This window comes from Pseudomonas sp. CLCA07 (genome assembly GCF_053615335.1).
This window is the reverse complement of record NZ_CM132131.1, coordinates 3,166,527-3,193,133: the sequence shown is the minus strand read 5'-3', so window position 1 is coordinate 3,193,133 and position 26,607 is coordinate 3,166,527. Positions and strand designations below refer to the sequence as shown.

Genomic DNA, 26,607 nt, shown 5'->3' with positions numbered 1-26,607 from the left:
CGCTGCCCGGCAATTTATTGATCGACCCCATTTTGGGGCTGCTTCGCAGCCCAACGGGGGCAAGCCCCCTCGCCACAGGCAAGTTTCCTCACCTCAAATCAGAGGGCGAACGGCAGCGGTGTGCTGACCTTCTGCCGCTGCGCCAACCGCAACTGAAACTCCATCGGGTCGTGAATCAACACGTCCTGCCCGGCAAAAGACTCTGCCGCGATCAACCGTGACAACCAAAACCGCACGCACGCCACGCGCAGCATCGTCGGCCACAGTTCGGCTTCAACCGCCGTGAACGGACGCAACGCCGCATAAGCCCCCAGCAATGCTCGCGCTCGCGGCCCATCGATCAATCCGTCGTCATCCGAACACCAGTCGTTCAAGGCAATCGCCACGTCGTAGAGCATTGGCCCGGAGCAGGCGTTGTAGAAGTCGATCAACCCGGTCAGGTGCGTGCCTTCGAACATCGCGTTATCGCGGAACAGGTCGGCGTGGATATTGGCGCGCGGCAACGCCAGAATTTTTACCTTCTGCTCGGTGATTTCATCCAGCGCCCGTTTCAGCAAATCGCTTTGCTCGGCATTCAGATGAGAAAGAAACTGCGTGCCTTCCTCCAGCATCCAGTCCAGACCACGATCGGTTTTGCGCTTGATCATGTTGGCCTGGGTCGCCAGATGCAGGTGTGCAAGCAACTCGCCGACCTGCGCGCAGTGCTGCGCGTTGGCCTGCTTGATGTGCTTGCCGGCCAGTCGCGGTTGCAGCAGCGCAGGTTTGCCGGCCAGTTCGCGCAGGGCAACGCCGTCGATGGTGCGCAGGGCGTAAGGCACCGGTAAATCGGCCTCGTGCAGGACGTCGAGCAGTTCAATGAAGAACTGCATTTCATCGACCGGACCGCGCTCGACCAGGGTCAGGACGAACTCGCCCTGCTCCAGGCTAATAAAGAAATTGGTGTTTTCGCTACCGGCAGCAATCCCCTGGAAATCAAGCAGGCGGCCGAGGCCATAAGGGGCGAGAAAAGTTTCCAGCTCGGGCCGAGCCAGGGGGGTGAACACAGACATGTTTAAACTGCCAGTACGGGCGCCGCTCGTGAGCCAGCGCCGATTGAAATTAAGAAACTACTTCCAGGTAAAAATTTCCCACGCCGGAATCAGCATATCCGGCTGATCCGAGCGGATGTAATTTGCCTCTGTACCATCGGCGCGTACCAGGAAATACGGCTTGCCGCCTTTGGGCGTGACTTTGATGGCATACAGGAAACCGTTTTGACGGTACTCCTGAATGACCTTGTCCCCTTCCGTGCGGATCGTCACTTCCGGCTCCGGTGTCGGCGCATCCTCCGCCGCCATGACGGCTAATGGAACAGTTGCAAACAAGCCAGCCAGCAACAGGCGATTTAGTGTGCGCATGATAACCTTGTCCCTTTGTCGTCAACGGTCCCGCTATTCTAGCGCCGGACCCGCCGAAAAGGTTGATCCTGCTCATGAGCCAAGCCCCCCTCGTCCTGGTGGACGGTTCTTCTTACCTGTACCGCGCCTTTCACGCGCTGCCACCGCTGACCACGTCCAAAGGCCTGCCGACCGGTGCGGTCAAGGGCGTATTGAACATGCTCAAGAGTCTGCGCAAGCAGTACCCGGACAGTCCGTTCGCCGTGGTGTTCGACGCCAAGGGTGGGACATTTCGCGATGACATGTACGCCGAATACAAAGCCAACCGTCCGAGCATGCCCGACGACATGCGCGTGCAAATCGAGCCGCTGCACCAGAGCGTGATCGCCCTGGGCTTCCCGCTGCTGTGCGTCGAAGGCGTCGAGGCCGATGACGTGATCGGCACCCTGGCCCGCAGCAGTGCGGCGGCGGATCGCCCGGTGATCATCTCCACCGGCGACAAAGACATGGCGCAACTGGTCGACGGCCACATTACCTTGGTCAACACCATGACCGGTAGCAGCATGGACGTGGAGGGCGTGAAGGAGAAATTCGGCGTCGCTCCCGAGCAGATCATCGATTATCTGGCACTCATGGGCGACTCTTCCGACAACATCCCGGGCGTTCCGGGTATTGGCCCGAAGACCGCTTCCGGCCTGTTGGTGGGTGTGAACGGCGGCCTGACCGAACTGTATGCACAGCTCGACATCGTCCCGACCTTGCCGATTCGCGGCGCGAAAACCCTGCCGGCCAAGCTCGAAGAGCACAAGGAGATGGCGTTCCTCTCCTACCAGCTGGCAACCATCAAGATCGACGTGCCGCTGGACATCGGCCTCGATGACTTGCAAATGGGCAAACCGGATCACGACAAGCTCGCCGAGCTGTACACCTTGCTGGAGTTCAAGAGCTGGTTCGAAGAGAACCAGCGCGACGCCAAACGCTCCGGGCAGGAAGTGACCGCGCCAGTGGTTGAAGAAGCCGCCGTCGAAGCCGAGCTCAAATACACAACAATCCTCACCCAGGCTGATTTCGACCTGTGGCTGAAGAAGCTCAACGACGCCAAGCTGATCGCCTTCGATACCGAAACCACCGGCATTGATGCGCAGCAGGCGCAACTGGTCGGCCTGTCGTTCGCTGTACAAGCCAACGAAGCTGCCTACATCCCGCTGACCCATTCCTACATGGGCGTGCCGGATCAGCTGGACCGCGACACTGTGCTTCGCGCACTGAAACCGATTCTGGAAGACCCGAACAAGCTCAAGGTTGGCCAGCACGCCAAGTTCGACATGAACATTTTGGCGAACTGCGCCATCGGCGGTGATCAGAGTTGTGGCATCACCGTGCGGGGCATCGCTTTCGACACGATGCTCGAATCCTACGTGCTGGACTCGACAGCGACCCGCCACGACATGGACAGCCTGGCGCTTAAGTACCTGAATCACACCACTACCAGCTTCCAGGACATCGCCGGCAAAGGCGCCAAACAGTTGACGTTCGACCAGATTTCGCTGGAACTGGCCGGGCCTTATGCCGCCGAAGACGCCGACGTGACCCTGCGCCTGCACCAGACGTTGCAGGAAAAGCTCAATACCATCCCGAGCCTCAGCAAAGTCCTCAGTGAAATCGAAATGCCACTGGTGCCGGTGCTGGCGCGGATTGAACGCCAGGGTGCGCTAGTCGACGCCAATCTGCTGGGCATTCAGAGCGTGGAACTGGGCGAGAAGATGATCGCTCTCGAGCGTGAGGCGTTCGCCATCGCCGGCGAAGAATTCAACCTCAGCTCGCCCAAGCAATTGGGCGTGATCCTGTACGAAAAACTCGGTCTGCCGGTGCTCAGCAAAACGGCCAAGGGCCAAGCCTCCACCGCCGAAGCCGTACTGGCGGAACTGGCCGAGCAGGATTTCCCGCTGCCCAAGGTGCTGATGCAGTACCGCTCGATGAGTAAGCTGAAAAGCACCTACACCGATCGCCTGCCGGAACAGATCAACCCGCGCACCGGACGGATTCACACTTCCTATCATCAAGCCGTCGCAGCAACAGGGCGTTTGTCGTCCAGCGATCCGAACCTGCAGAACATTCCGATCCGCACCGCCGAAGGCCGTCGCATTCGTCAGGCGTTTGTTGCACCCACAGGTTACAAATTGCTGGCGGCGGACTACTCGCAGATTGAACTGCGGATCATGGCCCATCTGGCCAAGGACGAAGGGTTGCTGCACGCCTTCCGCAATGATCTGGACGTGCATAAAGCCACCGCGGCCGAAGTCTTCGGCGTTGAACTGGCGGATGTGACCACTGATCAGCGTCGTAGCGCCAAGGCGATCAACTTCGGCTTGATCTACGGCATGAGCGCGTTCGGCCTGGCCAAGCAGATCGGTGTGGATCGCAAGCAGTCTCAAGCGTACATCGACCGTTATTTCGCCCGATACCCAGGCGTGCTGCAATACATGGAGCGCACTCGCGCCCAGGCTGCCGAGCAAGGTTTTGTTGAGACGATTTTCGGTCGCCGACTGTACCTGCCGGAAATCAACGCGAAAAACCCGGTCCTGCGCAAAGGTGCCGAACGCACAGCGATCAACGCCCCGATGCAAGGCACCGCGGCGGACATCATCAAGAAAGCCATGGTGGCTGTGGATAACTGGCTGACTTCGTCAGGCCTCGACGCCAAAGTCATCCTGCAGGTGCACGATGAATTGGTACTCGAAGTGCGTGAAGATTTGGTCGATCAGGTTCGTGAAGAAATTCGCATCCACATGAGCGACGCCGCGAAGCTGGATGTGCCGCTTCTGGTAGAGGTTGGGGTAGGAAATAACTGGGATGAGGCTCACTGAGCCGTCTGAACAGGCGTTTTCTGCTGTGGCATAGCGCCGCAGCAGAAAGCGCGGAGCGCTTTATATCGAAAAATATTTGGGTTTATTTCCAATGGATTTGGAACTTCTTCGGAACTAAACCCGTCAACCGCCACTCAGAGTTACTGAATGGCTGGTGAAGCCCTTCGATGCTCCTATGTTGTGTTAAGTGTTGGCAGATAATCTGGACCCCGCCCTAGCGGTCCGGAACTTGAGCCCCGGAACTTCCCCCTCCCCATAGAAGTCCGGGGTTTTTTTTGCCTGCGATTTGCCTCAAGGTGTCACTCGGCAGCCTCGGAACCCTTGTCCGCCAGCTCCATCCAGCCCGCCAGTACAGTGTAGGCGTCTTCCAGACCGAGGCGTTTTGGCGCCGAAAACAGCTGAATACTGACGGCATCCCCCCAACCCTTACGGATATCTGCCTGAACTTTGAGCAGGACGTTTTTCGCCGCGCCGTACGTCAACTTGTCGGCTTTGGTCAGCAAAATATGCATCGGCATGCCGCTGGCGACAGCCCAATCGAGCATCAACAAGTCGAAGTCGGTCATTGGATGACGGATGTCCATCATCAAAATCAGACCTTTCAAACTCTCGCGACCACCCAGATACGCTTCCAGGTGACGCTGCCAGTGCAGCTTCAACGGGATAGGAACTTTTGCATAACCGTAACCCGGAAGGTCGACCAGACGACGATCATCGTCTAGCTTGAAGAAGTTCAAGAGCTGCGTACGCCCCGGGGTTTTCGAGGTTCGCGCAAGACTGGCGTGCGTCAGGGTGTTCAGCGCACTGGACTTGCCGGCGTTGGAACGGCCGGCGAAGGCCACTTCAAAGCCTTCATCGTCCGGGCATTGGTCGACTTTGGCAGCGCTGAGCATGAAGGTGGACTGTTGGCACAGGCCGAGGATGGGATTCTTGAGTTGCATGGGATTTCCGATGTGGGCGGCGCCGGGAATGGACGCGGCAAGCGGTGTCGTTTCCGTTTCAGTGACGCCAGTATATAATGCCGCAGATTTTGTGTGCGCTTTGTCCCAGCGAAGGATGAAGTTCACGAGAGCGATTGACCATGATTGCGCACTAGAACGCAGCACGCTCTCAACCCTGAAAAGGTCGTTTTATGACGAAATGGCTGCTAGCTGCCGGTGTCTTGATACCGCTTTACAGCGCTCAGGCTACACAGGATCCGGAAGCTGTGTACAACCGTGTTTGTGGTGCCTGTCATTCCGGCCAACTACCCATGGCCCCTCAAAAGGGCGATCAGGAAGCTTGGACGCCGAGGTTGGCGAAAGGTATGGAGACGCTGGTGCAACACGTGACCCAGGGTTTCAAGGCGATGCCGCCGCGTGGTTTGTGCATGGACTGCAGTGCCGAGGATTACCAGGCAATCATCCAGTGGATGAGCGAGTGATCCCGGTCCATAACTCTTTAACCCTTAGCCGTAGTTGGATTAGCTGATGAACAAATTGATCGTGAGTCTGCTGTTGACCGTGGGGATCTCCGGCATTGCCCATGCTGCAGGTGAGCCAGTAAAACCTGGTGACGCCGCCGCAGGCCAGGCAAAAGCCGCAGTATGTGGCGCCTGTCATGGCCCGGATGGCAACAGCATGGCGCCTAACTTTCCAAAACTGGCAGGTCAGGGTGAACGCTACCTGACCAAACAGCTGCACGACATCAAGTCGGGCAAGCGCACCGTTCTGGAAATGACCGGCCTGCTGACCAACCTGAGCGATCAGGATCTGGCTGATATCGCTGCCTACTTCGCCAAACAAAACGGCAGTGTTGGCGCAGCCGACCCTAAAATCGTGGCTCGCGGTGAAGCCTTGTTCCGTGGTGGCGACCTGGCCAAGGGCCTGCCAGCCTGCACTGGTTGCCACTCGCCCAATGGCGTGGGTAACCCAGCTGCCGGCTTCCCGCACCTGGGCGGCCAGCACGCTCAATACGTCGCCAAGCAACTGACCGATTTCCGTAAGGAAGAAGGCGGACGCACTAACGATGGCGATACCAAACCGATGCAAAGCATTGCCAAAAAGCTGAGCGACGAAGATATCGCCGCCGTGTCCAGCTACATTCAAGGCCTGCACTAAGGCCGGTTGATCGAGCGTTGCGAGCGATGAACATCTCTTGCAACGTTAACGCTCGATTAATCCGTCGCAGCAAGTATAAAAAGGGTGGCTTTGGCCGCCCTTTTTTGTGGCCGCTGCCGTTACACTACAGAACTCAAGCCCGCCAAGACCTGTCTGAAGACAGGTCGCGCGAGGCGACCAAAATTGTCCAGGAGTAAAGCATGCGTAATCTGATCATCAGCGCCGCATTCGTCGCTGCCAGCCTGTTCGGCATGACTGCCCAAGCCGCCGAAGCCCCCGCCGCCCCTTATGTCGAACTGACCAATCCGGTTCCGGTCGCCGTGCCTGGCAAGATCGAAGTCGTGGAGTTGTTCTGGTATGGCTGCCCGCATTGCTACGCTTTTGAGCCAGTGATCAATCCTTGGGTCGAGAAGCTGCCTTCCGACGTGAACTTCGTGCGTATTCCAGCCATGTTCGGCGGCCCATGGGACGCACACGGCCAGATGTTCCTGACCCTTGAAGCCATGGGCGTCGAGCACAAGGTCCACGCAGCGGTGTTCGAAGCCATCCAGAAAGAACACAAGAAACTGACCGACAAAGATGACATGGCCGACTTCCTGGCCACTCAGGGCGTCGATAAGGAAAAGTTCCTGGCCACCTTCGACTCCTTCGCCATCAAGGGCCAGATCAACAAAGCCAAAGAACTTGCGAAGAAGTACGAAATCTCTGGTGTACCGACCATGATCGTCAACGGCAAATATCGCTTTGACGTGGGCTCTGCCGGCGGTGCCGAGCAAGCCCTGAAACTGGCCGATACACTGGTCGACAAAGAGCGAGCGGCTAACAAGGCTGCCGCCAACTAAGCGAAGCGACTGCCATGCGCCGCTGGGGAACTGAACGCGTAGTTGGCCTGCATGATCCACGGGTCAACGAACATCACCTGGAGTCGACGGGCTTGCCCGCAGACAGTCGTCTGCGCTTGCTCAGTTTTAATATCCAGGTCGGCATCAGTACCGAGCGGTATCGGCATTATCTGACCCGAGGCTGGCAACACGTGTTGCCGCACACCGGGCGTGCCGACAACCTGCAAAAGATCGGCAACCTGCTGGGCGACTTCGATCTGGTCGCCTTGCAGGAAGCCGATGGCGGCAGCCTGCGATCAGGCTACGTCAATCAAGTCGAACACCTGGCGCAACTCGGTGCCTTCCCCTACTGGTATCAACAACTCAATCGCAACCTCGGTCGCCTCGGCCAACACAGCAATGGCGTGCTCAGCCGCTTGCGCCCGTGGGTCATTGAAGATCACCCGCTACCGGGCCCCAAGGGTCGCGGAGCGATTCTGGTGCGCTTTGGCGAAGGTCCGGAGGCGTTGGTGGTGGTCATGATGCATCTGGCGCTGGGCGCTCGCGTGCGCAGCCTGCAACTTGCCTACATCCGCGAGTTGATCGGCGGTTATAAACACCAGGTACTGATGGGCGACATGAATACCCATGCCAGTGACTTGCTGCAAAACTCCCCGTTGCGTGACCTCGGCTTGCTCGCGCCTCAATTGGAAGCGACTTTCCCCAGTTGGCGCCCACAGCGCTGCCTGGACCATATTCTACTGAGCCCGACGCTGACCCTTGAAAAGGTCGAGGTCTTGGCACAGCCCATTTCCGATCACCTGCCGGTCGCGGTAGAGATTCGTCTGCCGGGTTCGCTCACGGCAGATGCATTACCCGCGTTGAGCCCTGCCCCTCGCGGACCCCATGAATGAGCGACGAAACACAGCGCTGGAAAGAGAAATACCTCCAAAGCATCGAACAACAGGAAAAGCTTGAACGCCGCTGGGACGCCCGGCTCGACCTGCTGCGCCGTGGGTTGGTGCGCAGCACGCTGGCTGCGGAGGGAACTGACCTCGCCGTCGACCAATGCATGAAAGAAATGCGCGACGTCGTGCGCACCGATGACATGGACGCCGGCTTGGCCGCCCTGCTGCCGCGACTCGAAAAAGCCGTGCTCGATTCCGAGAAGCGCCGGGAAACCCGAATCAATCAGACCAGCGCCGCACTGACTGCGCTGGTCGCGCAACTGCAATCATTGCCGCTGCCCCGGGAAGTGAGCCGGCCGCTCAAGAGCTTTGCCAAAAAGCTCGAGGGAAGAGTCAGTCAGGCTCGCGAAATTCCGTTGCTGCTCAGCGAACTGAGCGGCCTGCAAGGCGATGCCTTGAGTCAGTTGGAGAACCCCGCGGAGCCCGAGCGGCCCGGTTTTCTGCAGAGACTGTTCGGCAGCCGCGAAGCTGACGAGGAAGTGCTACAGGTCGCCGCTCCTGCCGTTCACACAACGGCTGCGCAGCCTGTGGAACCGGCTGCCGAGATTGCGCATGTCGATCACGCACCGAATGAGGACCGGCCGTCAGTCACACTGCCAGCGGCCACCGCCTGTGAAGTGGCGGCGCTCGTCACGACCGCCCTTGAGGCAATCGCTGTCTGTGCGCCAATTCCGGAACCACAAACAGCGTCGGACAATGAACACCCGGAAGAGCCCACCCCTCCCTTCCTCGCACCCGCCACGCTGATTCAACCGGCAATCAATCCTGATGAGCTGACCCCGGCATTCACGACTATTGATCCTGAGCACCGCGAACCAGAGCCCCTTCTCTACGCCTTGCCCGACTCGCCGGAGCCGTCATACAGCTCGGTTGCCAAACACATCGAAGACACACTGCTGGGCCTGCTCGACGATCTGACATTACCGGAACGCCACCGACCACAAGCCGAAGCGATGCGTGATCGCCTGCAAAATGGTTTGAACTGGTATGAATTGATTCCGATCCTCGACGATCTAGCGACCTTGATGCTGGCGATAAACGACAGCGGCCAGCATGAATTCGAAGCCTATTTACAGCAACTCAATGAACGCCTGGAGTCCTTCCAGAGTAACTTGCAGGCTGCCAGCGAAGGCCACGCCGACAGCCGCTCTGCGGCGCGCCAGATGGATACGCAGATCCGCGAACAGGTCGACGGCTTGCACAGCAGCATGCAGGAAGCGGCGGACCTGGACGACCTCAAGCTCGTCCTGGAGAACCATCTTGAAGGCCTGCTGGGCACCATGGATCACCACAAGAAGCAGCGTGACGAGCGTGAACAAGCGGTAGCCGCACGGTTACACAGTCTGGCTGAACGGGTGGCGCACATGGAGCAGGAAGCGCTGGGTTATCGTGAACACCTTGAAGAGCAGCGGCAGAAAGCGCTGATTGATCCGCTCACCGGCCTGCCCAATCGAGCCGCCTGGAGCGAACGCCTGGATCACGAAGTCAGTCAATGGCAGCGGCACGGCAATACCCTGTTGCTGGCCATGCTCGATCTCGATCACTTCAAAAGTATCAATGACAACTATGGCCACCTGGCAGGCGACAAGGTGCTGAAAATCATCGCCAACGTACTGCGCAAGCGCCTGCGCGACACCGATTTCATCGCGCGATTTGGTGGTGAGGAGTTTGTGCTCCTGATGCCCTGCACGGTGCCGGCAGTCGGCGCAAAACTGCTGGAAACCTTGCGCGCCTCGATCGAGGCCTGCCCTTTCCACTTTAAAGGTGAGCGCGTAACCATCACTATTTCCATGGGTCTTACGGCGCTAAAACCCGGCGAACATACCGATATGGCACTCAAAAGAGCCGATCAGGCACTGTATCGCGCTAAAAACGCCGGGCGCAATCGGGTGGAGGCCGGTTAACGGCCATTTTGTTCCATTTTGTTTAAAACAGAGCATTTGCCGTCGACACTCAAAGCAGTACGTTACACTGTTGCATTACAGTCTCGCGTGCACTGCCTCCTGCCATGAAATATTTTGCTCTCATTGCGTCTCTGCTGCTGTTGGCCGGTTGTGCCAGCGGCCCCCGTATCGACACCAGCCACCCTTCGACCAATTACGACAGTCGCATCCAGTTCGTGGTGTTGCATTACACCAACGCCTCGCTGGAGCGCTCACTGCAGTTGTTGACCCATGGCGAAGTCAGCAGTCATTACCTGATTGGTGACGACAAGGGCGCCACCATCTATAAGCTGATGGACGAGAATTTTCGCTCCTGGCACGCGGGCGAAAGCGAATGGCAAGGCAGGACTTGGCTGAACTCCAGCTCCATCGGTATCGAAATCGTCAACCCGGGCTTCAAAGACACTCCCACAGGACGCGTCTGGTACCCCTACAGTGAAGATCAGGTGCAATCGTTGATCGTCCTGCTCAAAGACATCAGCAAGCGTTACAACATCCATCCACGCGCCATCATCGGCCATAGTGACATCGCGCCAACGCGCAAGCTCGACCCCGGTCCGCTGTTCCCCTGGAAACGCCTGGCCGCCGAAGGCATAGGGGTTTGGCCGAACGAGCAAGCCGTGGCGCGTCAGCAAGCCCAATTCGCAGCGCAATTGCCGAGCATCAGCTGGTTTCAGGGACAACTGGCCAAACTGGGTTATGACACGCCACAAACCGGTGAACTGGACGTAGCGACGCGCCATGTTTTGGCGGCTTTTCAGATGCACTTCCGCCCTTCCCGCTTCGACGGCACGCCAGACGCTGAAACGGCTGCGCTCCTGCAGGTCCTGAATCAGACAAAATAATGGCGCCCGTCCGACGGTAAGAGCTTTTTCCCAATCAGCAGCTATAACTCATTGGTAATCCTTCGGATATTAATAATGACTGTAGCTCGCGAGACACTCCGTAGCTGGTTCTATCGCCCCTGGTTTTTGGCGATGTTGGCGGCTGCCCTGAGCGCGACGTTATTGATCGTCGGCAGTCTGTTCGTGGCGATGCATCAGGTTGAACAGAACGAAAGCCAAGAAATGAACGCTCAGGGCGAGCGTTTCCTCGCCCGCCTGGAACAGCTGTTCGGGCAGCTGCGCGAAAGTCTCGACGACCTCGAAGCCCAGCCGCTCCGAGGCTGCGATACCGAATTGATCGCAACCTTGCAACAGGTCAGCTTCAATTACCGCTTCGTTTACGAAGCGGCTTACGTCGATGATTCACGCTTGTGCACCAACCGACCTCGCCAGGAAGGGCTTTCGCTGCTGCGACCTCCCGACATCAAAGGCCCCACCTACAGCTATTGGCTGAACACCACCACCGAACCCGATGAAAACCGCGCTGCGCTGATGCTTGGAAGGGGAAATTTCCGGGTGGCGACGTCTCGCGGACATTTGACCGACATGGTCGACTTGACGCCCGGAAGCAGCCTGCTGGTGGTGCTGGACCACGGCACTCGCGCCATTCCAGTCCTGGGTGCAGCCCAATCCTGGCCACCGGCGGAATCTTGGGCCCCCAAAAGCCGCGAAGCACTGCAAGTCACGCAAAACCGTTTGATTTACCACATGCCGACCAACAATCCGGAATACCAATTGGTATTGATCACACCGCGCACAGTCATGCACGTGCCGGCGGTGTGGTGGTGGCTGCTTCCTGCCAGTCTGGTGCTGGGCGTTATTGTTGGTTTTCTGGTGTTTCTGCTGGTGCGTCAGCGCCAGTCGCTGGACGCCGAACTGCACGGCGCCATACGGCGAGGCGAGCTTCAAGTGTTGTATCAACCGATCTTCGATCTCGACAGCCGCAACTGTGTCGGTGCCGAAGCGTTGCTGCGCTGGCGAAGGCCAGACGGCACATTGACCAGCCCCGACCTGTTTATCCCCATGGCGGAAAACACCGGCCAGATCCGGCAGATGACCGATTTCGTACTGCAACGGCTGCTCGAACAACTGGGGCAACTGCTACGCGCCAACCCGCAGCTGTATATCTCGGTAAACCTTGCTGCGTGCGATGTGATGGTGCCGCGTATCGGTCAGGTGATGGCCCGCCTGCTGACGCTGCACCGGGTCGCCGCACAGCAGATTGCCTTCGAGGTAACAGAGCGGGGATTGATTGATGTCGTGGTGGCCAGGGAAAACCTGCAAGCGTTGCGCGATGTCGGGCATCAAGTGCTGATCGATGACTTTGGCACCGGCTATTGCAGCCTCGCCTACCTGCAAACCCTGCCGGTGGATTGTCTGAAGATCGACAAAGCATTTATCGACGCACTGGGCCATGACGCCGCCAGTAGCGGCGTAGCACCGCACATCATTCACATGGCACAAGCGCTACAACTCAAAGTGATCGCCGAAGGCATCGAACATGAAGCGCAGGCAGCGTTTCTATGCAGCGAAGGGGTGAAGTTCGGTCAGGGCTGGCTATTCGCCCATGCCTTGAGCTCCGTACAGTTCATCGAACTGATTACCCGCGGCCGTCGAAAGACGAGTCGGCGCATGAGTGACGAGGCGTGAAAGCGGCTTACACCGCCAGCGCCATGTAGAACTGCGTACCCTCCCCCGGCCGTGAATAAACGCCCATCCGCCCACCGTGCAGCTGCACGATTTCCTTGCACAGTGCCAAACCCAGCCCGGCACCGCCTTTCTTGCGGCCGACCTGGACAAAGGGCTCGAAGATTCGCCCTTGCTGACCATAGGCAATCCCTTCGCCGTTGTCCTCGACACTGATAATCACCCGCTCGCCATGGCGACGGGCCTGCAACCGAATCAGCCCTTCCCGCGAGGTATGGCGCAAAGCGTTGTCGATCAGGTTATCGAGCACTCGGTCCAGTTGCGGTTGATCGGCCTGCAACCGGGGCAGCGGCCCTTGCACCTCTACCCGCAATTCGATGCCCTGCTCCGTCGCAGCCTCGGCAAAGCGGGCATGGGCCTGCGCCAGCAGATCCTCGATGGAACATGGGGCCAGGGACAGTTTCTGCAATCCGTTCTGGTAGCGAGAGAAATTCAGCAAGTCGTTGATCAACTGCATCAAGCGCTGCATTTCTTCATTGACGGTATCCAGCAGGTCGGCTTCGCGGGAATCCTGTGGGAATTGCGCCCGCTCGCGGAACAGGCCGAAAGCCATGTGCATGCCGGTGACTGGCGTTCGCAATTCATGGGACGCCCGCAAGACAAACTCGCTGCGCACCCGTTCGAACGCGCGCTGTTCGGTCACGTCATGTAACACCATCACCGCGCCAAGAATTTGACCTTGGGTATGGATGACCGGCGTCAGGCTGTAGGTCAGCAACCTCGACTCACCATCAACCTCGATACTCAAGTCTTCCGGCGCACGCTCCAGCGTGCCGCCGCGCAACACCAGTTGCAGCTGTTCATCCAGTTCTGGACGTTCAAGGGCTGCGCCCAAGCCTTGGCCCAGGCGATCAATGTCCCAACCCAATTGGCGCTGAGCCACAGGATTGAGGTGCTCAAGATGGCCTTCACGATCGATCATCAACAAACCGTCGTCGATGCTGTCGAGCACGGCTTGCAGGCGTTGTTGACCGGCGAGCAGTTCGTCGATGTTGGTGGCCTGGTGCTCGCGTAGTGCCTCGGCCATGATCCCGAAGCGCTTGGTCAGCAGGTTCAGTTCCATGGCGGACGAAATCGGCAGGGTCACCTCGAAATTGCCTTGGCCAATATTATCGGCAGCCTGGGCCAAGGCTTCGATCGGCTCACCAAAACGTCGAGCAATCGCGTGGGCAGTCACAAATCCAATGATAAGCACCGCCAACCCCACCAACCCCAGCAGGCCAGCCACCAGCAACGCGCGCTCCCGCGACTGGCGCTCGGTGCTATTGATGTCATCCAGCGCACGCTTGTGTTCCGCGAGCAGACCGTTGCGTAACGTGTTGAATTTTTCCGTGAGTGCTTCGTTGCCACTCAATACCTTGGCCGGATCAGAGACCTGGCCGTAGGCTTGAAGAAAATCCAGATAGTCATCCTTGGCTTGTTTGAATCCGTGTGGGTCGCCATTGCCGGATTGTTCAAGGGCGATGCCTTCATCGAGCAACTGGATGTAGTGTTGCCTGGCCGATTCGAACTTGGCGGGATCGGGCTTCTCGCTGACCATGACAATCAATTGGTCGCCCAGGGTCTGACGCATTTTCAGCCCCAGGTCTAGGGTGACGAAGTTGTTGCGAACGAGTGCTTCCTGGGAGCCGGCCATCTGCATCACACTGACCAGCCCGAGCAAGAGCCCGAGAAGTGCCACGGTGATCAGTGCGGAAATACTCAGGAACAGCCGAGTACGCAGCTTCATCGCCAGTTTCATCGGTTACAGCTCACAAGTTGTATTGCTTGCGTTTGCGGTACAGGGTCGAGGCATCAATGCCCAAGGTCTTTGCTGCCTGATCCAGTGTATCCGCCGTGGCGAGTACTGCACCGATGTGGGCTTTTTCCAATTCATCCAGGCTCAACGCCGCGCCAATGCGCGGCGCGTTGTTAACCGGGGTTTCGGCCATGCCCAAGTGGCTGATCTCGACCCGTTCCTGCGGACAAATAATGCTCGCCCGCTCCACCACGTTACGCAGCTCGCGAATGTTGCCGGGCCAGCGATAACCCAGCAGCGCCTCACGGGCTTCATCGCTGAAGACCCGGGCCGGGCGCGCGTACTCCTTGACGAACCGGGCCAGGAAACGGTCAGCCAGGTTGAGGATATCTTCACGGCGTTCGCGCAGCGGTGGCAGGTGCAAGGTGATGACGTTCAGGCGATAAAGCAAATCTTCGCGGAATCGGCCGTCCCGCACCATGTCTTCAAGGTTCAGGTTCGTCGCCGCGAGAATGCGCACATCGGCGCGGCGGGTCACTGGATCACCGACCCGCTCGTATTCCTTGTCCTGAATGAACCGTAGCAACTTGGGCTGTAATGTCAGTGGAAAATCGCCGATCTCGTCGAGAAACAACGTTCCTCCGTCAGCCTGATTGACGCGCCCGAGTGTGCTTTCGCTGGCACCGGTAAAGGCACCACGACTGTGACCGAAGAGTTCGCTTTCCATGAGTTCGGCAGTCAGGGACGGACAATTGATCGTGACGCAGGACTTCTTCTGACGCTTGCTCCAGCCGTGAATGGCCTGGGCCAGCTCACCTTTACCGGTGCCAGACTCGCCCAGAATCAGAATGTTGGCATCGGTACTGGCGACTTGGCGGGCGGTTTCGAGCACCACTTTCATGGCCGGGCTGTGGGAGTCCAGACCATCCTTGGGTTTACGCACTTCACCTTCAAGGGCTTCCAGGCGAGCGGACAGTTGCCGCACTTCCAACTGCTTGGCGGTGGCCAGACGCAATTGATCGGGGCTGCACGGCTTGACGAGGTAGTCGGCGGCTCCCGCCTGAATGGCATCGACAGCGGTGTCCACGGCCGAGTGCGCGGTGACGATCACCACACGCATCCAAGGTGCCTGGATGCGCATTTGCGCCAGCACATCCAGACCATTGTCCTCACCCAGACGCAAATCAAGGAAGCACAGATCGAACACCTGACGCTGCAACAAGGCGTCGGCCTGGGCCGCGCTGTTCGCGGTGGAGACACTATAGCCTTCGTCTTCGAGGCAATAGCGGAAGGTTCGCAGGATAGCGGACTCATCGTCCACCAACAGAATGCGGCCTTGATGCACCGTGTCTGATTCCATGTTCCTGCGCTCCTTTTAAGATTGATCTTGGTTAGTCCCGGATAAATCGGGCAAGTTGCATGGTCGATTCTGATCCATTCCCGTGCCAGTCGGGTAGCTATCTGCTACCGCGCGCCTAATCCACTGAATTGACAGGTTTTTTATCTATACATCGTGATTTAAGCGATTGCTCTCCTCCCTTTCTGACATCTGCGCCCGCCACTCAATTCAAAAATATTAAAACCACCCACGAATTTATCGTGCATTTCGCACGACCGTGGAGGAGTCATCGTGCAGGATGCGTCGCAAACGATTTCCAACTTCTTTATAACCAATTGATTTTATTAACTTTTATACGATAAAAAAACTGGCATGCAGGCTGCAATGGTCTGGGTAATCAGGGCATTTCCTACACGACGCCCTCTAACAGGATCACCACCAAAGTGGGAGGAGCTTCAGGATGAATCGCTACCGTGCCGCCCAACTGCGTATCTCGCCACTGCATATCCAGCAAGGCTTGTTTGCTGTGCTGGCGATGCTGATCACATTGATCGCCGGCCAGCAGTTTCTTCGCTGGGAACAGAGCCAGCAGCCAGAGGCGCCGCACGTATCGATTCAATATCCAACCCAAACCCACTTCAGCGCCGCCAGCAGCAACCTGGCCGACATCGCTCCTATGCGGATGATGGACGTCGACCAGGCTCAGCCACTGGATGAGATGCCGCATCAGGAGCGCTGGGTGTTTTAGTTAACCGAACTTGGCGTGCTCCCTGCGCCGGGACAAGCACCACAAGTGACACCTCTAAATAATGAAGCGTAAGGAGAATCACCATGTTGAGCTGGGCAATCACATTCTTGATCATTGCCATCATCGCTGCAGTACTGGGCTTCGGTGGTATCGCGGGCACCGCCACGGGTATCGCCAAGATTCTCTTTGTCGTGTTCCTGGTGATGTTCATCGCTTCCTTCTTCTTTGGCCGTCGCGGTCGAGGCTGAACATGAGCGTTCTGTTTAAGACACTGGCAGCCGCCCTGCTTCCGGGCGGTAGTGCCATGGCGATGGCGGCCAATGACGGCCAGATGCTGCAGAGCTTGCTGGTGGAATAACTCAAGAAATATCCGAACTGGTACTGAATTCGTCATATGAAGGAAGCACCATGCTTCTTTCTACTGCGCTACCCGAGGAAGGTAGGCGCATGACCATGGGACCGGGACGTTCTGACTGTTACAGGGTCGGAGTGACCTACGGGTACAGGGAGTGCCTGCGCAAGGGCCGGGTCAGGCAATAGCTGCGACGCAAATTCGCCGGGTCATTGGACTCGACGAATTTGCGAAGAGCTTTCACTCGATAAAAGCAGCATCCATGAGTGCACCGCTCATTTACCCCTATGCCACTTCTGCTCAATCCCCGCAAAAGCATTTCGCGGTGTTTCTTTGCGACCGTATATCGAGAAGATGCCTGCACATGGCAGCGATTTTTCGCCGCTAAACGTAGGTTTTTTCTGAAGTTTTAGCCTTGAATCGCTCGCGCTAAAAATACCCGGACCGCCGCTGAAATGGCCGGTTCACGGTACTTATAGCAGCCGAAATGTCGTATTAAACCCGTTGGGACGCCAGTTTCATTTAGAAAAGTTCATGCCGATTCGGCATAGGGTAGGCGTTTACGGCATTAGACGTCGCCCCCTTGCATGGGAATAGTTGCGCCTTTTTTCGCCTGCCAGAGAGCCATAACAAGCGCTCCGGGGCTCCTTATACGGGGGCAGATGCACACACTTTTTCGCCACAAGCGTTTCAGTGACTGCCTCTGCCTGAGTCAAACGCAAGTAAGGGTAAAGATATGAAGAAGGCAAAGCTTAGCCTCGCCTGGCAGATCGTCATCGGTCTGGTATTGGGGATTGCAATCGGTGCGCTGCTCAACCATTTCAGTGCCGAAAAAGCCTGGTGGATCAGCAACGTCCTGCAACCAGCAGGCGATATCTTTATCCGTCTGATCAAGATGATCGTGATCCCGATCGTCATCTCCTCGCTGATCGTCGGCATTGCGGGCGTCGGCGACGCAAAGAAACTCGGTCGCATCGGTCTGAAGACCATCATCTACTTCGAGATTGTCACCACCATCGCCATTCTGGTGGGTCTGGTGCTGGCCAACCTGTTCCATCCGGGCAGCGGCATCGACATGAGCACCCTCGGTACCGTGGATATCTCCAAGTACCAGGCTACCGCTGCCGAGGTTCAGCATGAACACGCGTTCGTCGAAACCATCCTCAACCTGATCCCGTCGAACATCTTCGCGGCCATGGTCCGCGGCGAGATGCTGCCGATCATCTTCTTCTCCGTGTTGTTCGGCCTCGGTCTGTCGAGCCTGCAATCGGACCTGCGCGAGCCGCTGGTGAAGATGTTCCAGGGCGTGTCGGAAAGCATGTTCAAAGTCACCCACATGATCATGAACTACGCCCCGATCGGCGTGTTTGCACTGATCGCGGTGACCGTGGCCAACTTCGGTTTCGCCTCGCTGCTGCCGCTGGCCAAGCTGGTGGTGCTGGTGTACTTCGCCATCGCTTTCTTTGCCTTTGTGGTGTTGGGCCTGATCGCTCGCCTGTTCGGCTTCTCGGTAATCAAGCTGATCCGCATCTTCAAGGATGAGCTGGTGCTGGCCTACTCCACTGCAAGCTCTGAAACCGTGCTGCCGCGCGTGATCGAGAAGATGGAAGCCTATGGCGCGCCGAAAGCCATTTGCAGCTTCGTGGTGCCGACCGGCTATTCGTTCAACCTTGACGGTTCGACCCTGTACCAGAGCATCGCGGCCATCTTCATTGCCCAGCTGTACGGCATCGACCTGTCCATCAGCCAGCAGTTGCTGCTGGTGCTGACGCTGATGGTCACCTCCAAAGGCATCGCCGGCGTACCGGGCGTGTCCTTCGTGGTGTTGCTGGCCACTTTGGGCAGCGTTGGTATTCCGTTGGAAGGCCTGGCATTCATCGCCGGCGTCGACCGCATCATGGACATGGCCCGTACCGCGCTGAACGTAATCGGTAACGCCCTCGCCGTGCTGGTCATCTCGCGTTGGGAAGGCATGTACGACGACGCCAAGGGTCAGCGCTACTGGAACTCCCTGCCGCACTGGCGCAGCAAGGAAAAACTGCCGGTCGGCGAGACGTCCAGCAACTGATCACGCCCTCTGTAGGAGCTTGGCTTGCCCGCGATGAACGATGACGCGGTTTAACTGATACACCGCGGCGCCTGCATCGCGAGCAAGCTTTGCTCCTACAAGAAGAGCCAAAACAAACCCTGGAGAAATCCGGGGTTTGTCGTTTCTGGCTACCCCGCTATCATTCGCCGCATCTTCCGGGGGATTTGACTGATGCTTAATGGCCTGTGGCTTGGCTTCTTCATCGTGGCTGCCGTTTCGGCGCTGGCGCAATGGCTGATCGGAGGCAACGCCGGGATCTTCGCGGCGATGGTGGAGAGCATTTTCGCCATGGCCAAATTGTCGGTCGAGGTCATGGTCCTGCTGTTCGGCACCCTGACCCTGTGGCTGGGCTTTCTGCGGATTGCCGAGAAAGCCGGGATCGTCGAGTGGCTGGCCAAAGCGCTGGGGCCGTTGTTCCTGCGCCTGATGCCTGAAGTGCCGCCCGGTCACCCGGCCATCGGCCTGATCACGCTGAACTTCGCCGCCAACGGCCTGGGCCTGGACAACGCCGCCACACCGATCGGCCTCAAGGCGATGAAGGCCCTGCAGGAACTCAATCCCAGTGCCACCGTGGCCAGCAATGCGCAGATCCTGTTCCTGGTGCTCAACGCTTCCTCCCTGACCCTGCTGCCGGTGACGATCTTCATGTACCGCGCCCAGCAAGGCGCACCCGACCCGACGCTGGTATTCCTGCCCATCCTGCTGGCCACCAGTTGTTCGACCATCGTTGGCTTTCTGTCGGTCGCGTTCATGCAGCGCCTGCGCATCTGGGACCCGGTGGTGCTGGCGTATATGATTCCCGGTGCCCTCGCCCTCGGTGGTTTCATGGCGCTGCTGGCGACGCTCTCAGCCACCGCTCTGGCCGGTCTGTCATCCATCCTCGGCAACGTGACGCTGTTCGGGCTGATCATGCTGTTTCTGATCATCGGCGCATTGCGCAAAGTGAAGGTCTACGAAGCATTCGTCGAAGGCGCCAAAGAAGGCTTCGACGTGGCCAAAAACCTGTTGCCATACCTGGTGGCGATGCTCTGCGCGGTGGGCGTGCTGCGGGCATCCGGCGCGTTGGACTTCGGTCTGGACGGAATTCGGCACCTGGTGGAGTGGGCCGGTTGGGACACACGCTTCGTCGACGCGTTGCCGACGGCGATGGTAAAACCGTTCTCCGGCAGCGCCGCGCGGGCGATGCTGATTGAAACCATGAAGACCTCCGGCGTCGACAGCTTCCCGGCGCTGGTGGCGGCCACGGTTCAGGGCAGCACCGAAACCACGTTCTATGTACTGGCGGTGTACTTCGGCGCGGTGGGCATCCAGCGCGCGCGGCATGCGGTGGGGTGTGCGTTGCTGGCAGAGCTGGCCGGCGTGCTGGGCGCCATCGGGGTTTGCTACTGGTTCTTCGGCTAACCCGGATTCCATGTAGGAACGAGCCCTGTGGCGAGGGGGCTTGCCCCCGTTGGGCTGCGGAGCAGCCCCAAAACTGGCGACAAGGTTTACTTGGGTAAACCACGTCTATCGGGATCTACGACTGCTTCGCAGCCGAACGGGGCGATGCGGCGTTCCGACAAGCCCCCTCGCCACATTGATCCCTGTTGGCTTTAGGGCCGCGGTGGCAACGCCACTTTCTGCCCTTGCTCAACCGCCCAATTCACCACTTGCACCGTCAATTGGTCGCTCGCCTGGCCAAACCCGGCAACCACCGCAGGCACCTTCGCATCGCTCAACGGCTGGCGTACTTCGAAGCGGCGGCTGGCGAGGATTCGCTGGTCATAACCGCGCACCAGCAAGGCATCCAGACTCACGACCACGCTGGCGCCCGTGCCCTGATACTCGGTCTGAAACGCCTGCAAGTGACCGCCCAGCTCCAGGTCCGCCTGGAAAATGCTGTCATCGGTGCTCAACAGCGGCACTCGACCGTCCCGCTGGAAACCGTCCAGCAGACGATTGCGCAGCAGCACCGGGGCCGGGTCACTCCAGCGTGTGCCTTTGTAGCTGCTGATCAGATCGCCTTGGGGAATCACCGCGATGTTCGGGCTGTTCAACGCGTCGCTGGCCTGGAGTTTGGTCAGGCGCAGCGACCAGCGTTGCGGCGTGCCATGACTGGCCGGCGCGTTGCTCTGGGCCGAAGGCAATCGATAGACATCAAGCGGCTCGGACTTGGGCAGGATCGAGCACGAAGTGATCAGCATGAAACCGGCGAGGAGGGCGATACGAGTCAGCTTCATGGCGTGAATTCCTTGTTCTTGTCACGGCCCAGCAGGTAACCGCTAGGGTTTTCCTCCAGACGTTGAGAAATGGCGCGCAACGAGGTCAGGGTTTCGCGCAGTTCGCGAATTGCCGGGGCGAGGCCATTGAGCCCCTGCATGCCGCTGTTGAGCGAATCCTGATTGGTGGCGAGCAATTTGTTGATCGTCGTGGTGCTCTGTTCCAGCGACTTCATCGCCTGCTCGGCACTGCCCAACGCCTGCTTGCCATGGTCGTTGAGCAAGCCGTTGGCATTGCGCATCAGCGCCGTGGTCTGCTCCAGCATGTTGTTGGCTTGCTTGCCGACCGACGCCAGTTGCTGCATCGCCTGACGAATATCGCCTCGCTGATCGGCAATCGTCCCGGTGGTTTGCTCAAGGTGCTCCAGGGTGTTGCTGATGCGCTCGACGTTTTCCGTGGAGAACAACAAGTTGGCGTTATGCATCAGCGTGTTCACGCCGGCCATCAACTCGTTGCTGTCACTGAGCAAGAGTGCGATAGGCGAGGGCGAGGCGACGATGGTCGGCAGGTTGCCGTCCTTGCCCTTGAGCGCCGGGCTCTGTGGCGTACCGCCGCTGAGCTGGATGATCGAAGTCCCGGTGACCCCGGTCAGTGCCAGTTTGGCCTTGGTGTCTTCCTTGACCGGAGTGTCACCGCCCAGACGAATACGCGCCAGCACCCGGCGCGGGTCTTTCGGGTCCAGACGCAACGTCACCACGTCGCCGACCTTGATCCCGCTGTACTGCACCGAACTGCCCTTGGACAGGCCGCTGACCGCCTCGTTGAAGACGACCTCATAATCCTTGAACTCGGTGTCGACACTGGACTTGGCCAGCCACAAGCCGAAGAGCAGGGCGCCCGCCACCACAATCACGGTGAACAGGCCGATCAATACATGATGGGCTCGGGTTTCCATGTCAGACCTCGTTAAGCTGTTGAGCGGCTGTCAGCGCCGCGCGGCCGCGAGGGCCATGGAAGTATTCGTGAATCCACGCATCGTCGGTTTCCGAGACCTTGTCGATGGCGTCCGCCACCAGCACTTTCTTCTGCGCCAGCACCGCCACCCGGTCGGTGATGGTGTAGAGCGTGTCGAGGTCATGGGTCACCAGGAAAACACTCAGACCCAGCGCATCGCGCAGGGTCAGGATCAATTGATCGAACGCCGCCGCACCAATCGGGTCGAGGCCGGCGGTGGGTTCGTCGAGAAACAGGATGTCCGGGTCCAGCGCCAGCGCACGGGCCAGCGCCGCGCGCTTGATCATGCCGCCGGACAGTGCAGCGGGGTACTTGTCGGCTGCCGACAGCGGCAACCCGGCCAGCGCCAGTTTGACCGCGGCCAGATGCTCGGCGTCTTCACGACTCAGGCCGGCGTGTTCGATCAAGGGCAGGGCAACGTTTTCGGTCACGGTCAGCGAAGTGAACAGGGCGCCTTGCTGGAACAGCACACCGAAACGCCGTTCAACCATCGAGCGTTCATGCTCGGACAAGGTCGGCAGGTTTTTACCGAAGACCTTTACCACCCCTTCGCTGGGCTGACGCAGGCCGATAATGCTGCGCAGCAGCACCGATTTACCGCTGCCGGAACCGCCGACCACGGCGAGAATTTCACCTTTGTACAAATCCAGATCGAGGTTTTCGTGCACGCTCTGACTGCCGAAGCGATTGCACAGCCCACGGACTTCGATCACCGCCTCGGAAGGCGCTCGGGGTAAACGGCTCACCAGCCCATCTCCATGAAAAACAGCGCGGCCACGGCGTCGAGCACGATCACCACGAAAATCGACTGGACCACGCTGGACGTGGTGTGGGCGCCGACAGACTCGGCGCTGCCGCTGACTTTAAAGCCTTCGAGACAGCCAATCGCAGCGATCAGGAAGGCGAAAACCGGTGCTTTGACGATTCCCACCAGAAAATGCTGAACCCCGATGTCCGATTGCAGCAGCGACAGGAACATCGCCGGCGAAATATCCAGCGCCACCGCACACACCACGCCGCCGCCAACAATCCCCGAGAGCATCGCCAGAAAGGTCAGCATCGGCAGCGCCACTAGCAGGGCCAGGACGCGCGGCACCACGAGCAACTCCATCGGGTCGAGGCCCAAGGTGCGGATGGCGTCGATTTCTTCGTTGGCCTTCATTGAGCCAATCTGCGCGGTAAACGCACTGGCGGTGCGCCCGGCCATCAGGATCGCCGTCAGCAACACAGCGAATTCGCGCAAGAAGGAAAAGGCCACCAGATCCACGGTGAATATTGTGGCGCCAAAGCTGGCCAATACCGTCGCCCCGAGAAACGCCACCACAGCGCCCACCAAAAAGGTCAGCAGGGCGACGATGGGGGCGGCATCAAGGCCGGTTTGTTCGATGTGCGCCACCATCGGCGTGATGCGCCAACGCTTGGGTTTAAACAACCCGCGAACGATGGTTTCCAGAATCAGACCGACGAAGCCCAGCAATTGCAGGGTGTCCTGCCAGACCGCATCCACCGCGAGGCCAATTCGCGTGAGCAATTGAATACTGACGCTGATTTCCGGTTCCTTGACCGGCACACAGAAATTGGTCATTGAGCAGTAGATGGTCTGCAGCAGCGCGCGATCTGCGGCGGTCAGGGTGCAATCGGGGTGTTCGGCGGATCGGCCCAGACGCTCGGCCCCGAGCAGCTCCACCAACAGCGAGGCACCGGCGGTGTCGAGGGCGCCGAGACTGTTGAGATCAATGTGGGTGTTGTCGTCGTATTGGCCGCGAAGTTTTTCGCAGAGGTATTTGAGATCGGCGTAATGGGCGAGCGTCCAGTCACCCGAAACCCGCAGCTGAGCAGGGGAGTGAGAGGCGTCCAGTTGGGCATTGCCGGCCATTGTGCTGCTGGTCATAAGCTCCGTGCTTGTTCGGTTACTACGCAGAGCTACGTAATAGCACGAACCGCGCTACTTTTCTTTGGTCGGTGTGCTGTCCGTGACCTTGAAGCGCAGCACGCCGATGACCTGGCCGTCTTCGGTCAACACCCGGACCTGCCATTTGCCCGCCGGGTTGCCCGGGAAATTCTGCTTGTGCGTCCAGGCGCGGTAGCCTTCCTTGCGCCCACCGTGGATATCCAGCGGGATGCGGTCGACCTCTTTGCCGTTGAACTGCCACACGTGATAGATCCGCTCATCCAGACCGCGCGGGGCGTTGATGGCAGTGTAGGCGTACAGGCCGCCACCACGGATCTGCTCGGCACTGACTTCCTCCAGGCTGGTACCGGGCGTGCGGTCCTGCATTTGCGTGCTGATCGCTACGTCAGTCATCCACAAGGTCGCTGGCGGCACCCACGAACGCATGAACCAACCGAGGGCGCCGACGCCCAGCGTGATACTCAGGATCGCCAGGGCGTTGCGTACTGTACGGATCGGGAAGATCGACGCCAGGCTCGGGAACGACAGCAGCACGGCGGTACCCAGCGCCAGTTTGAAACTCTGGGACGTGGTGAGGTGCATGATGACGGGCAGGGCGGTCAGCAGCGCGGCAAACAGCGTCAGGGTATGCAGCGCCAGGAACGCCCAGCGCCGAGGTGCCAGCCATTTGTAGTAGAGCGGGTCGACGATGGAAATCAGCGCCGCAATACACAACAGCCCGGTGAAGAACAATTGGCCGCTGTTCCAGGTCGTGGTGATGAAAAAGAACGGCAGGACGAAGAACAGGCTTTCCTGGTGGATCATCTGCGTGGCGTAACGCAGCAGTGGCTGGGGAATCTCGCGTTTGAAGATTTTGGTGAACAGCTTGGTGAGGCTGTTTTCCAGCATCAGCCAGACCCAACTGAGCACCATGATGATGGTGATCCAGGTCGCCAGTCCTTGTTGACGATCCACCAGGATGAAGCTGCCGACACCGGAGATGAAACCACAGAGTGCAATGACCCCAGGGTAGCGCTTCATCAATTCGAGGATGCACTGGACGTATTGGGTCAGGATTGGCATTCGGCGGTTCACATTGGTCGTAGGAAAATCCTCGACAGGGTACCCGCCGGGGGGCTATGTGGCGAGGGGGCTCGCCCCCGTTGGGTCGCGAAGCGGCCCCTCTTTTATTGCCTACGATGAAAGCGCCAGCTCAATAGTCCGAGCAGCAGCAACCCCAACACCCCGGCAATCGCCCATATCAACTGGTCATCACCCATCAGCGGCTTCTCGATCCGCAAATACCCCGGTTGCAGCAGCAACTCGCGCAATGCCTTGTTGGCTTCCTCCAGTGTCACGCCTTGCAGTTCCCTGGCCGGGTTGGCGAAACGTCCGTCCTCATAGTCGCCAAGGGCACTCCAGTAATAATCGGCCAACGCGCTATTGCCTTGCACGGCCCAGGCCTGACGGGCAATGGCGGCCTGTTTCAGGCGGTTGAAGGTGTCGGCGTCGAGACCGTCCTTGAGCAACTGGGCTTTCAACTCCTCAAGGACCTGCTCAGCCTGCGGCACATCATCGCGCTCAAGGTCAGCGTTCAGGCTCATGAAGCCCACACCGCCAAACAGCTCGCGCTCGGCCGAGGGGCCGTAAGATAAACTGTGGACCAGGCGCATCTGGCGATAAAGCGCCCAGTCCAGATAGTCCTTGAGCAGATCGAACGTTTCGTCCTGCTGATCCGCCAGCACAGGCTCTGGCACCAACCAATGCAACTTGGCCCCCCCGCCGACGAAACCGCTACTGAGCGTGCGCTCATGGGCAGCACTGGTCTGAATTTCCGGCAGGGGCTGGTGATCGCTCGGGGCGACCGCCTCAAGCGCACCAAAGGACCGCTCCAGATAGGCCGGCAGCAACCGGTCGAGGTCACCGACCACGATCAGCGTCATGTTGTTGGGCGCGTACCAGACCTTGCGCACCTTCTCCAATTGTTCGCGGGTCAGGTGATCAACTTCGGCGCGCTCCGGGCATTTGAGGCCCAGTTCCACCGCCAGTTGATTGCTCGCCGTGTGGCCGAGGTCCTGGCGATCCAGCCAGCGTTGCAGGTGTGTGTAATGACCGCCGTCTTCGCGCTCGACCACTTGCTTGGCGGCGTTGATGGCGTTGTCGTCGATTCGGGTCTGGGTCAGCAGTGCCAGCAACAGGTCGAGGACCTTGCGCTGGTTTTTCGCCGGCGCTTCGATGACGAAGGTTGTGTCGGCGTTGCTGGTGAAAGCGTTCCATTCACCTCCGAGCGCCTGCATGCGTTCTTCCAGGCCACCTTCCCCGGTGGCGTCGATGCCGCTGAACAATAGGTGTTCGAGCAGATGGGGCAGCTCTTTGTCCTCGCAACTGAAGTCATCCAGACCAACACCGACCACCAGACGAATCGCCACATGCCCGCGCTCGGTGCCCGGTTTGAGCAGCATCTGCAGGCCGTTGGGCAGGGTATAACCCTCGACCTGAAAGCGATCCAGGGCAAACGAAGGAAATGAGCCAAGCAACAAACAGACGAACAGCAGACAACGCATAACGAGTT

The 26,607-nt window shown here is 58.9% G+C and carries 23 protein-coding genes and 1 pseudogene; 13 read left to right on the top strand and 11 right to left on the bottom strand.

Annotation, left to right across the window (positions count from 1 at the left end; translation table 11 throughout):
- Nucleotides 1–98 precede the first annotated feature (98 nt).
- Both ACWGZX_RS14760 and ACWGZX_RS14755 read right to left on the bottom strand, forming a co-directional pair.
- Nucleotides 99–1,049, bottom strand: a complete 951-nt coding sequence (locus tag ACWGZX_RS14760; protein ID WP_452628826.1) for a homoserine kinase — start codon at nucleotides 1,047–1,049, stop codon at nucleotides 99–101.
- 57 nt (nucleotides 1,050–1,106) lie between these two features.
- Nucleotides 1,107–1,397, bottom strand: a complete 291-nt coding sequence (locus tag ACWGZX_RS14755; protein ID WP_452628825.1) for a DUF2782 domain-containing protein — start codon at nucleotides 1,395–1,397, stop codon at nucleotides 1,107–1,109.
- Nucleotides 1,398–1,471: 74 nt separating this feature from the next.
- Between ACWGZX_RS14755 and polA the strand changes: the two genes are divergently transcribed.
- The gene (polA, locus tag ACWGZX_RS14750) at nucleotides 1,472–4,243 is read left to right on the top strand and encodes a DNA polymerase I (RefSeq protein ID WP_452628824.1); all 2,772 of its coding nucleotides are present in this window, start codon (nucleotides 1,472–1,474) and stop codon (nucleotides 4,241–4,243) included.
- A 299-nt stretch (nucleotides 4,244–4,542) separates the two neighbouring features.
- On the opposite strand, the gene yihA is transcribed toward polA, so the two are convergent.
- A complete protein-coding gene (gene yihA / locus ACWGZX_RS14745; protein WP_033049579.1) occupies nucleotides 4,543–5,184 on the bottom strand; it encodes a ribosome biogenesis GTP-binding protein YihA/YsxC in 642 nt (213 codons plus the stop codon).
- A gap of 191 nt (nucleotides 5,185–5,375) precedes the next feature.
- Here yihA and ACWGZX_RS14740 point away from each other — a divergent pair, with 191 nt between their 5' ends.
- The 7 genes from ACWGZX_RS14740 to ACWGZX_RS14710 all read left to right on the top strand — a co-directional run bounded on the left by ACWGZX_RS14740 (nucleotide 5,376) and on the right by ACWGZX_RS14710 (nucleotide 12,608).
- Nucleotides 5,376–5,666, top strand: coding sequence for a c-type cytochrome (locus ACWGZX_RS14740; protein WP_046031055.1), 291 nt, complete (start codon nucleotides 5,376–5,378; stop codon nucleotides 5,664–5,666).
- A 46-nt stretch (nucleotides 5,667–5,712) separates the two neighbouring features.
- The gene (locus ACWGZX_RS14735; protein ID WP_452628823.1) at nucleotides 5,713–6,342 is read left to right on the top strand and encodes a c-type cytochrome; all 630 of its coding nucleotides are present in this window, start codon (nucleotides 5,713–5,715) and stop codon (nucleotides 6,340–6,342) included.
- A 200-nt stretch (nucleotides 6,343–6,542) separates the two neighbouring features.
- Complete coding sequence (locus tag ACWGZX_RS14730; protein WP_452628822.1) at nucleotides 6,543–7,184, top strand: thiol:disulfide interchange protein DsbA/DsbL; 642 nt, start codon at nucleotides 6,543–6,545, stop codon at nucleotides 7,182–7,184.
- A 14-nt stretch (nucleotides 7,185–7,198) separates the two neighbouring features.
- Nucleotides 7,199–8,077 (top strand): endonuclease/exonuclease/phosphatase family protein, encoded by an 879-nt coding sequence (locus ACWGZX_RS14725; protein ID WP_223518894.1) that lies wholly within the window; start codon nucleotides 7,199–7,201, stop codon nucleotides 8,075–8,077.
- Entirely contained in the window at nucleotides 8,074–10,035 is a 1,962-nt protein-coding gene (locus ACWGZX_RS14720) for a GGDEF domain-containing protein (RefSeq protein ID WP_223518892.1), read from the top strand. The genes ACWGZX_RS14725 and ACWGZX_RS14720 overlap by 4 nt, the downstream gene beginning before the upstream one ends.
- A gap of 104 nt (nucleotides 10,036–10,139) precedes the next feature.
- A complete protein-coding gene (locus ACWGZX_RS14715) occupies nucleotides 10,140–10,919 on the top strand; it encodes an N-acetylmuramoyl-L-alanine amidase (protein WP_223518890.1) in 780 nt (259 codons plus the stop codon).
- Between the two features lie 75 nt (nucleotides 10,920–10,994).
- Nucleotides 10,995–12,608 (top strand): EAL domain-containing protein, encoded by a 1,614-nt coding sequence (locus ACWGZX_RS14710; protein ID WP_223518888.1) that lies wholly within the window; start codon nucleotides 10,995–10,997, stop codon nucleotides 12,606–12,608.
- Nucleotides 12,609–12,615: 7 nt separating this feature from the next.
- Here the strand turns inward: ACWGZX_RS14710 and ACWGZX_RS14705 are convergent, their stop codons facing one another.
- Nucleotides 12,616–14,406 carry an ATP-binding protein gene (locus tag ACWGZX_RS14705; RefSeq protein ID WP_452628821.1) on the bottom strand — a complete coding sequence of 597 codons (1,791 nt, stop codon included), beginning with the start codon at nucleotides 14,404–14,406 and terminating at the stop codon, nucleotides 12,616–12,618.
- Nucleotides 14,407–14,416: 10 nt separating this feature from the next.
- Complete coding sequence (gene algB, locus ACWGZX_RS14700) at nucleotides 14,417–15,763, bottom strand: sigma-54-dependent response regulator transcription factor AlgB (RefSeq protein ID WP_452628820.1); 1,347 nt, start codon at nucleotides 15,761–15,763, stop codon at nucleotides 14,417–14,419.
- Nucleotides 15,764–16,202: 439 nt separating this feature from the next.
- Here algB and ACWGZX_RS14695 point away from each other — a divergent pair, with 439 nt between their 5' ends.
- The 5 genes and pseudogenes from ACWGZX_RS14695 (at nucleotide 16,203) to ACWGZX_RS14675 (ending at nucleotide 20,332) form a co-directional block, all read left to right on the top strand.
- Nucleotides 16,203–16,490 (top strand): hypothetical protein, encoded by a 288-nt coding sequence (locus ACWGZX_RS14695; RefSeq protein WP_452628819.1) that lies wholly within the window; start codon nucleotides 16,203–16,205, stop codon nucleotides 16,488–16,490.
- An 83-nt stretch (nucleotides 16,491–16,573) separates the two neighbouring features.
- Nucleotides 16,574–16,738, top strand: a complete 165-nt coding sequence (locus ACWGZX_RS14690) for a DUF1328 domain-containing protein (RefSeq protein ID WP_003177151.1) — start codon at nucleotides 16,574–16,576, stop codon at nucleotides 16,736–16,738.
- Nucleotides 16,739–16,740: 2 nt separating this feature from the next.
- Nucleotides 16,741–16,842: pseudogene (locus ACWGZX_RS14685) on the top strand (inhibitor of vertebrate lysozyme family protein); the annotation flags it as partial.
- A 736-nt stretch (nucleotides 16,843–17,578) separates the two neighbouring features.
- Nucleotides 17,579–18,910, top strand: coding sequence for a glutamate/aspartate:proton symporter GltP (gene gltP / locus ACWGZX_RS14680; RefSeq protein WP_452628818.1), 1,332 nt, complete (start codon nucleotides 17,579–17,581; stop codon nucleotides 18,908–18,910).
- 192 nt (nucleotides 18,911–19,102) lie between these two features.
- The gene (locus ACWGZX_RS14675) at nucleotides 19,103–20,332 is read left to right on the top strand and encodes a nucleoside recognition domain-containing protein (RefSeq protein WP_223518878.1); all 1,230 of its coding nucleotides are present in this window, start codon (nucleotides 19,103–19,105) and stop codon (nucleotides 20,330–20,332) included.
- Between the two features lie 191 nt (nucleotides 20,333–20,523).
- Here the strand turns inward: ACWGZX_RS14675 and ACWGZX_RS14670 are convergent, their stop codons facing one another.
- The 6 genes from ACWGZX_RS14670 to ACWGZX_RS14645 form a co-directional block, all read right to left on the bottom strand.
- Complete coding sequence (locus tag ACWGZX_RS14670) at nucleotides 20,524–21,150, bottom strand: ABC-type transport auxiliary lipoprotein family protein (RefSeq protein WP_452628817.1); 627 nt, start codon at nucleotides 21,148–21,150, stop codon at nucleotides 20,524–20,526.
- Nucleotides 21,147–22,085, bottom strand: a complete 939-nt coding sequence (locus ACWGZX_RS14665) for an MlaD family protein (protein ID WP_452628816.1) — start codon at nucleotides 22,083–22,085, stop codon at nucleotides 21,147–21,149. Before ACWGZX_RS14665 ends, ACWGZX_RS14670 begins: the two co-directional genes overlap by 4 nt.
- 1 nt (nucleotide 22,086) lies before the next feature.
- Nucleotides 22,087–22,890 carry an ABC transporter ATP-binding protein gene (locus ACWGZX_RS14660; protein ID WP_223518873.1) on the bottom strand — a complete coding sequence of 268 codons (804 nt, stop codon included), beginning with the start codon at nucleotides 22,888–22,890 and terminating at the stop codon, nucleotides 22,087–22,089.
- The gene (locus ACWGZX_RS14655) at nucleotides 22,887–24,035 is read right to left on the bottom strand and encodes an MlaE family lipid ABC transporter permease subunit (RefSeq protein WP_452628815.1); all 1,149 of its coding nucleotides are present in this window, start codon (nucleotides 24,033–24,035) and stop codon (nucleotides 22,887–22,889) included. The genes ACWGZX_RS14660 and ACWGZX_RS14655 overlap by 4 nt, the downstream gene beginning before the upstream one ends.
- A gap of 54 nt (nucleotides 24,036–24,089) precedes the next feature.
- Entirely contained in the window at nucleotides 24,090–25,118 is a 1,029-nt protein-coding gene (locus tag ACWGZX_RS14650) for a DUF5924 family protein (RefSeq protein WP_452628814.1), read from the bottom strand.
- Nucleotides 25,119–25,222: 104 nt separating this feature from the next.
- A complete protein-coding gene (locus tag ACWGZX_RS14645; protein WP_452628813.1) occupies nucleotides 25,223–26,599 on the bottom strand; it encodes a M16 family metallopeptidase in 1,377 nt (458 codons plus the stop codon).
- Nucleotides 26,600–26,607: the final 8 nt, after the last annotated feature.

Coding starts and splice junctions, on each gene's coding strand:
- ACWGZX_RS14760 (WP_452628826.1), bottom strand. CDS start 1,049: ATGTCTGTGTTCACCCCCCTGGCTCGGCCCGAGCTGGAAACTTTTCTC.
- ACWGZX_RS14755 (WP_452628825.1), bottom strand. CDS start 1,397: ATGCGCACACTAAATCGCCTGTTGCTGGCTGGCTTGTTTGCAACTGTT.
- polA (WP_452628824.1), top strand. CDS start 1,472: ATGAGCCAAGCCCCCCTCGTCCTGGTGGACGGTTCTTCTTACCTGTAC.
- yihA (WP_033049579.1), bottom strand. CDS start 5,184: ATGCAACTCAAGAATCCCATCCTCGGCCTGTGCCAACAGTCCACCTTC.
- ACWGZX_RS14740 (WP_046031055.1), top strand. CDS start 5,376: ATGACGAAATGGCTGCTAGCTGCCGGTGTCTTGATACCGCTTTACAGC.
- ACWGZX_RS14735 (WP_452628823.1), top strand. CDS start 5,713: ATGAACAAATTGATCGTGAGTCTGCTGTTGACCGTGGGGATCTCCGGC.
- ACWGZX_RS14730 (WP_452628822.1), top strand. CDS start 6,543: ATGCGTAATCTGATCATCAGCGCCGCATTCGTCGCTGCCAGCCTGTTC.
- ACWGZX_RS14725 (WP_223518894.1), top strand. CDS start 7,199: ATGCGCCGCTGGGGAACTGAACGCGTAGTTGGCCTGCATGATCCACGG.
- ACWGZX_RS14720 (WP_223518892.1), top strand. CDS start 8,074: ATGAGCGACGAAACACAGCGCTGGAAAGAGAAATACCTCCAAAGCATC.
- ACWGZX_RS14715 (WP_223518890.1), top strand. CDS start 10,140: ATGAAATATTTTGCTCTCATTGCGTCTCTGCTGCTGTTGGCCGGTTGT.
- ACWGZX_RS14710 (WP_223518888.1), top strand. CDS start 10,995: ATGACTGTAGCTCGCGAGACACTCCGTAGCTGGTTCTATCGCCCCTGG.
- ACWGZX_RS14705 (WP_452628821.1), bottom strand. CDS start 14,406: ATGAAACTGGCGATGAAGCTGCGTACTCGGCTGTTCCTGAGTATTTCC.
- algB (WP_452628820.1), bottom strand. CDS start 15,763: ATGGAATCAGACACGGTGCATCAAGGCCGCATTCTGTTGGTGGACGAT.
- ACWGZX_RS14695 (WP_452628819.1), top strand. CDS start 16,203: ATGAATCGCTACCGTGCCGCCCAACTGCGTATCTCGCCACTGCATATC.
- ACWGZX_RS14690 (WP_003177151.1), top strand. CDS start 16,574: ATGTTGAGCTGGGCAATCACATTCTTGATCATTGCCATCATCGCTGCA.
- gltP (WP_452628818.1), top strand. CDS start 17,579: ATGAAGAAGGCAAAGCTTAGCCTCGCCTGGCAGATCGTCATCGGTCTG.
- ACWGZX_RS14675 (WP_223518878.1), top strand. CDS start 19,103: ATGCTTAATGGCCTGTGGCTTGGCTTCTTCATCGTGGCTGCCGTTTCG.
- ACWGZX_RS14670 (WP_452628817.1), bottom strand. CDS start 21,150: ATGAAGCTGACTCGTATCGCCCTCCTCGCCGGTTTCATGCTGATCACT.
- ACWGZX_RS14665 (WP_452628816.1), bottom strand. CDS start 22,085: ATGGAAACCCGAGCCCATCATGTATTGATCGGCCTGTTCACCGTGATT.
- ACWGZX_RS14655 (WP_452628815.1), bottom strand. CDS start 24,035: ATGACCAGCAGCACAATGGCCGGCAATGCCCAACTGGACGCCTCTCAC.
- ACWGZX_RS14650 (WP_452628814.1), bottom strand. CDS start 25,118: ATGCCAATCCTGACCCAATACGTCCAGTGCATCCTCGAATTGATGAAG.
- ACWGZX_RS14645 (WP_452628813.1), bottom strand. CDS start 26,599: ATGCGTTGTCTGCTGTTCGTCTGTTTGTTGCTTGGCTCATTTCCTTCG.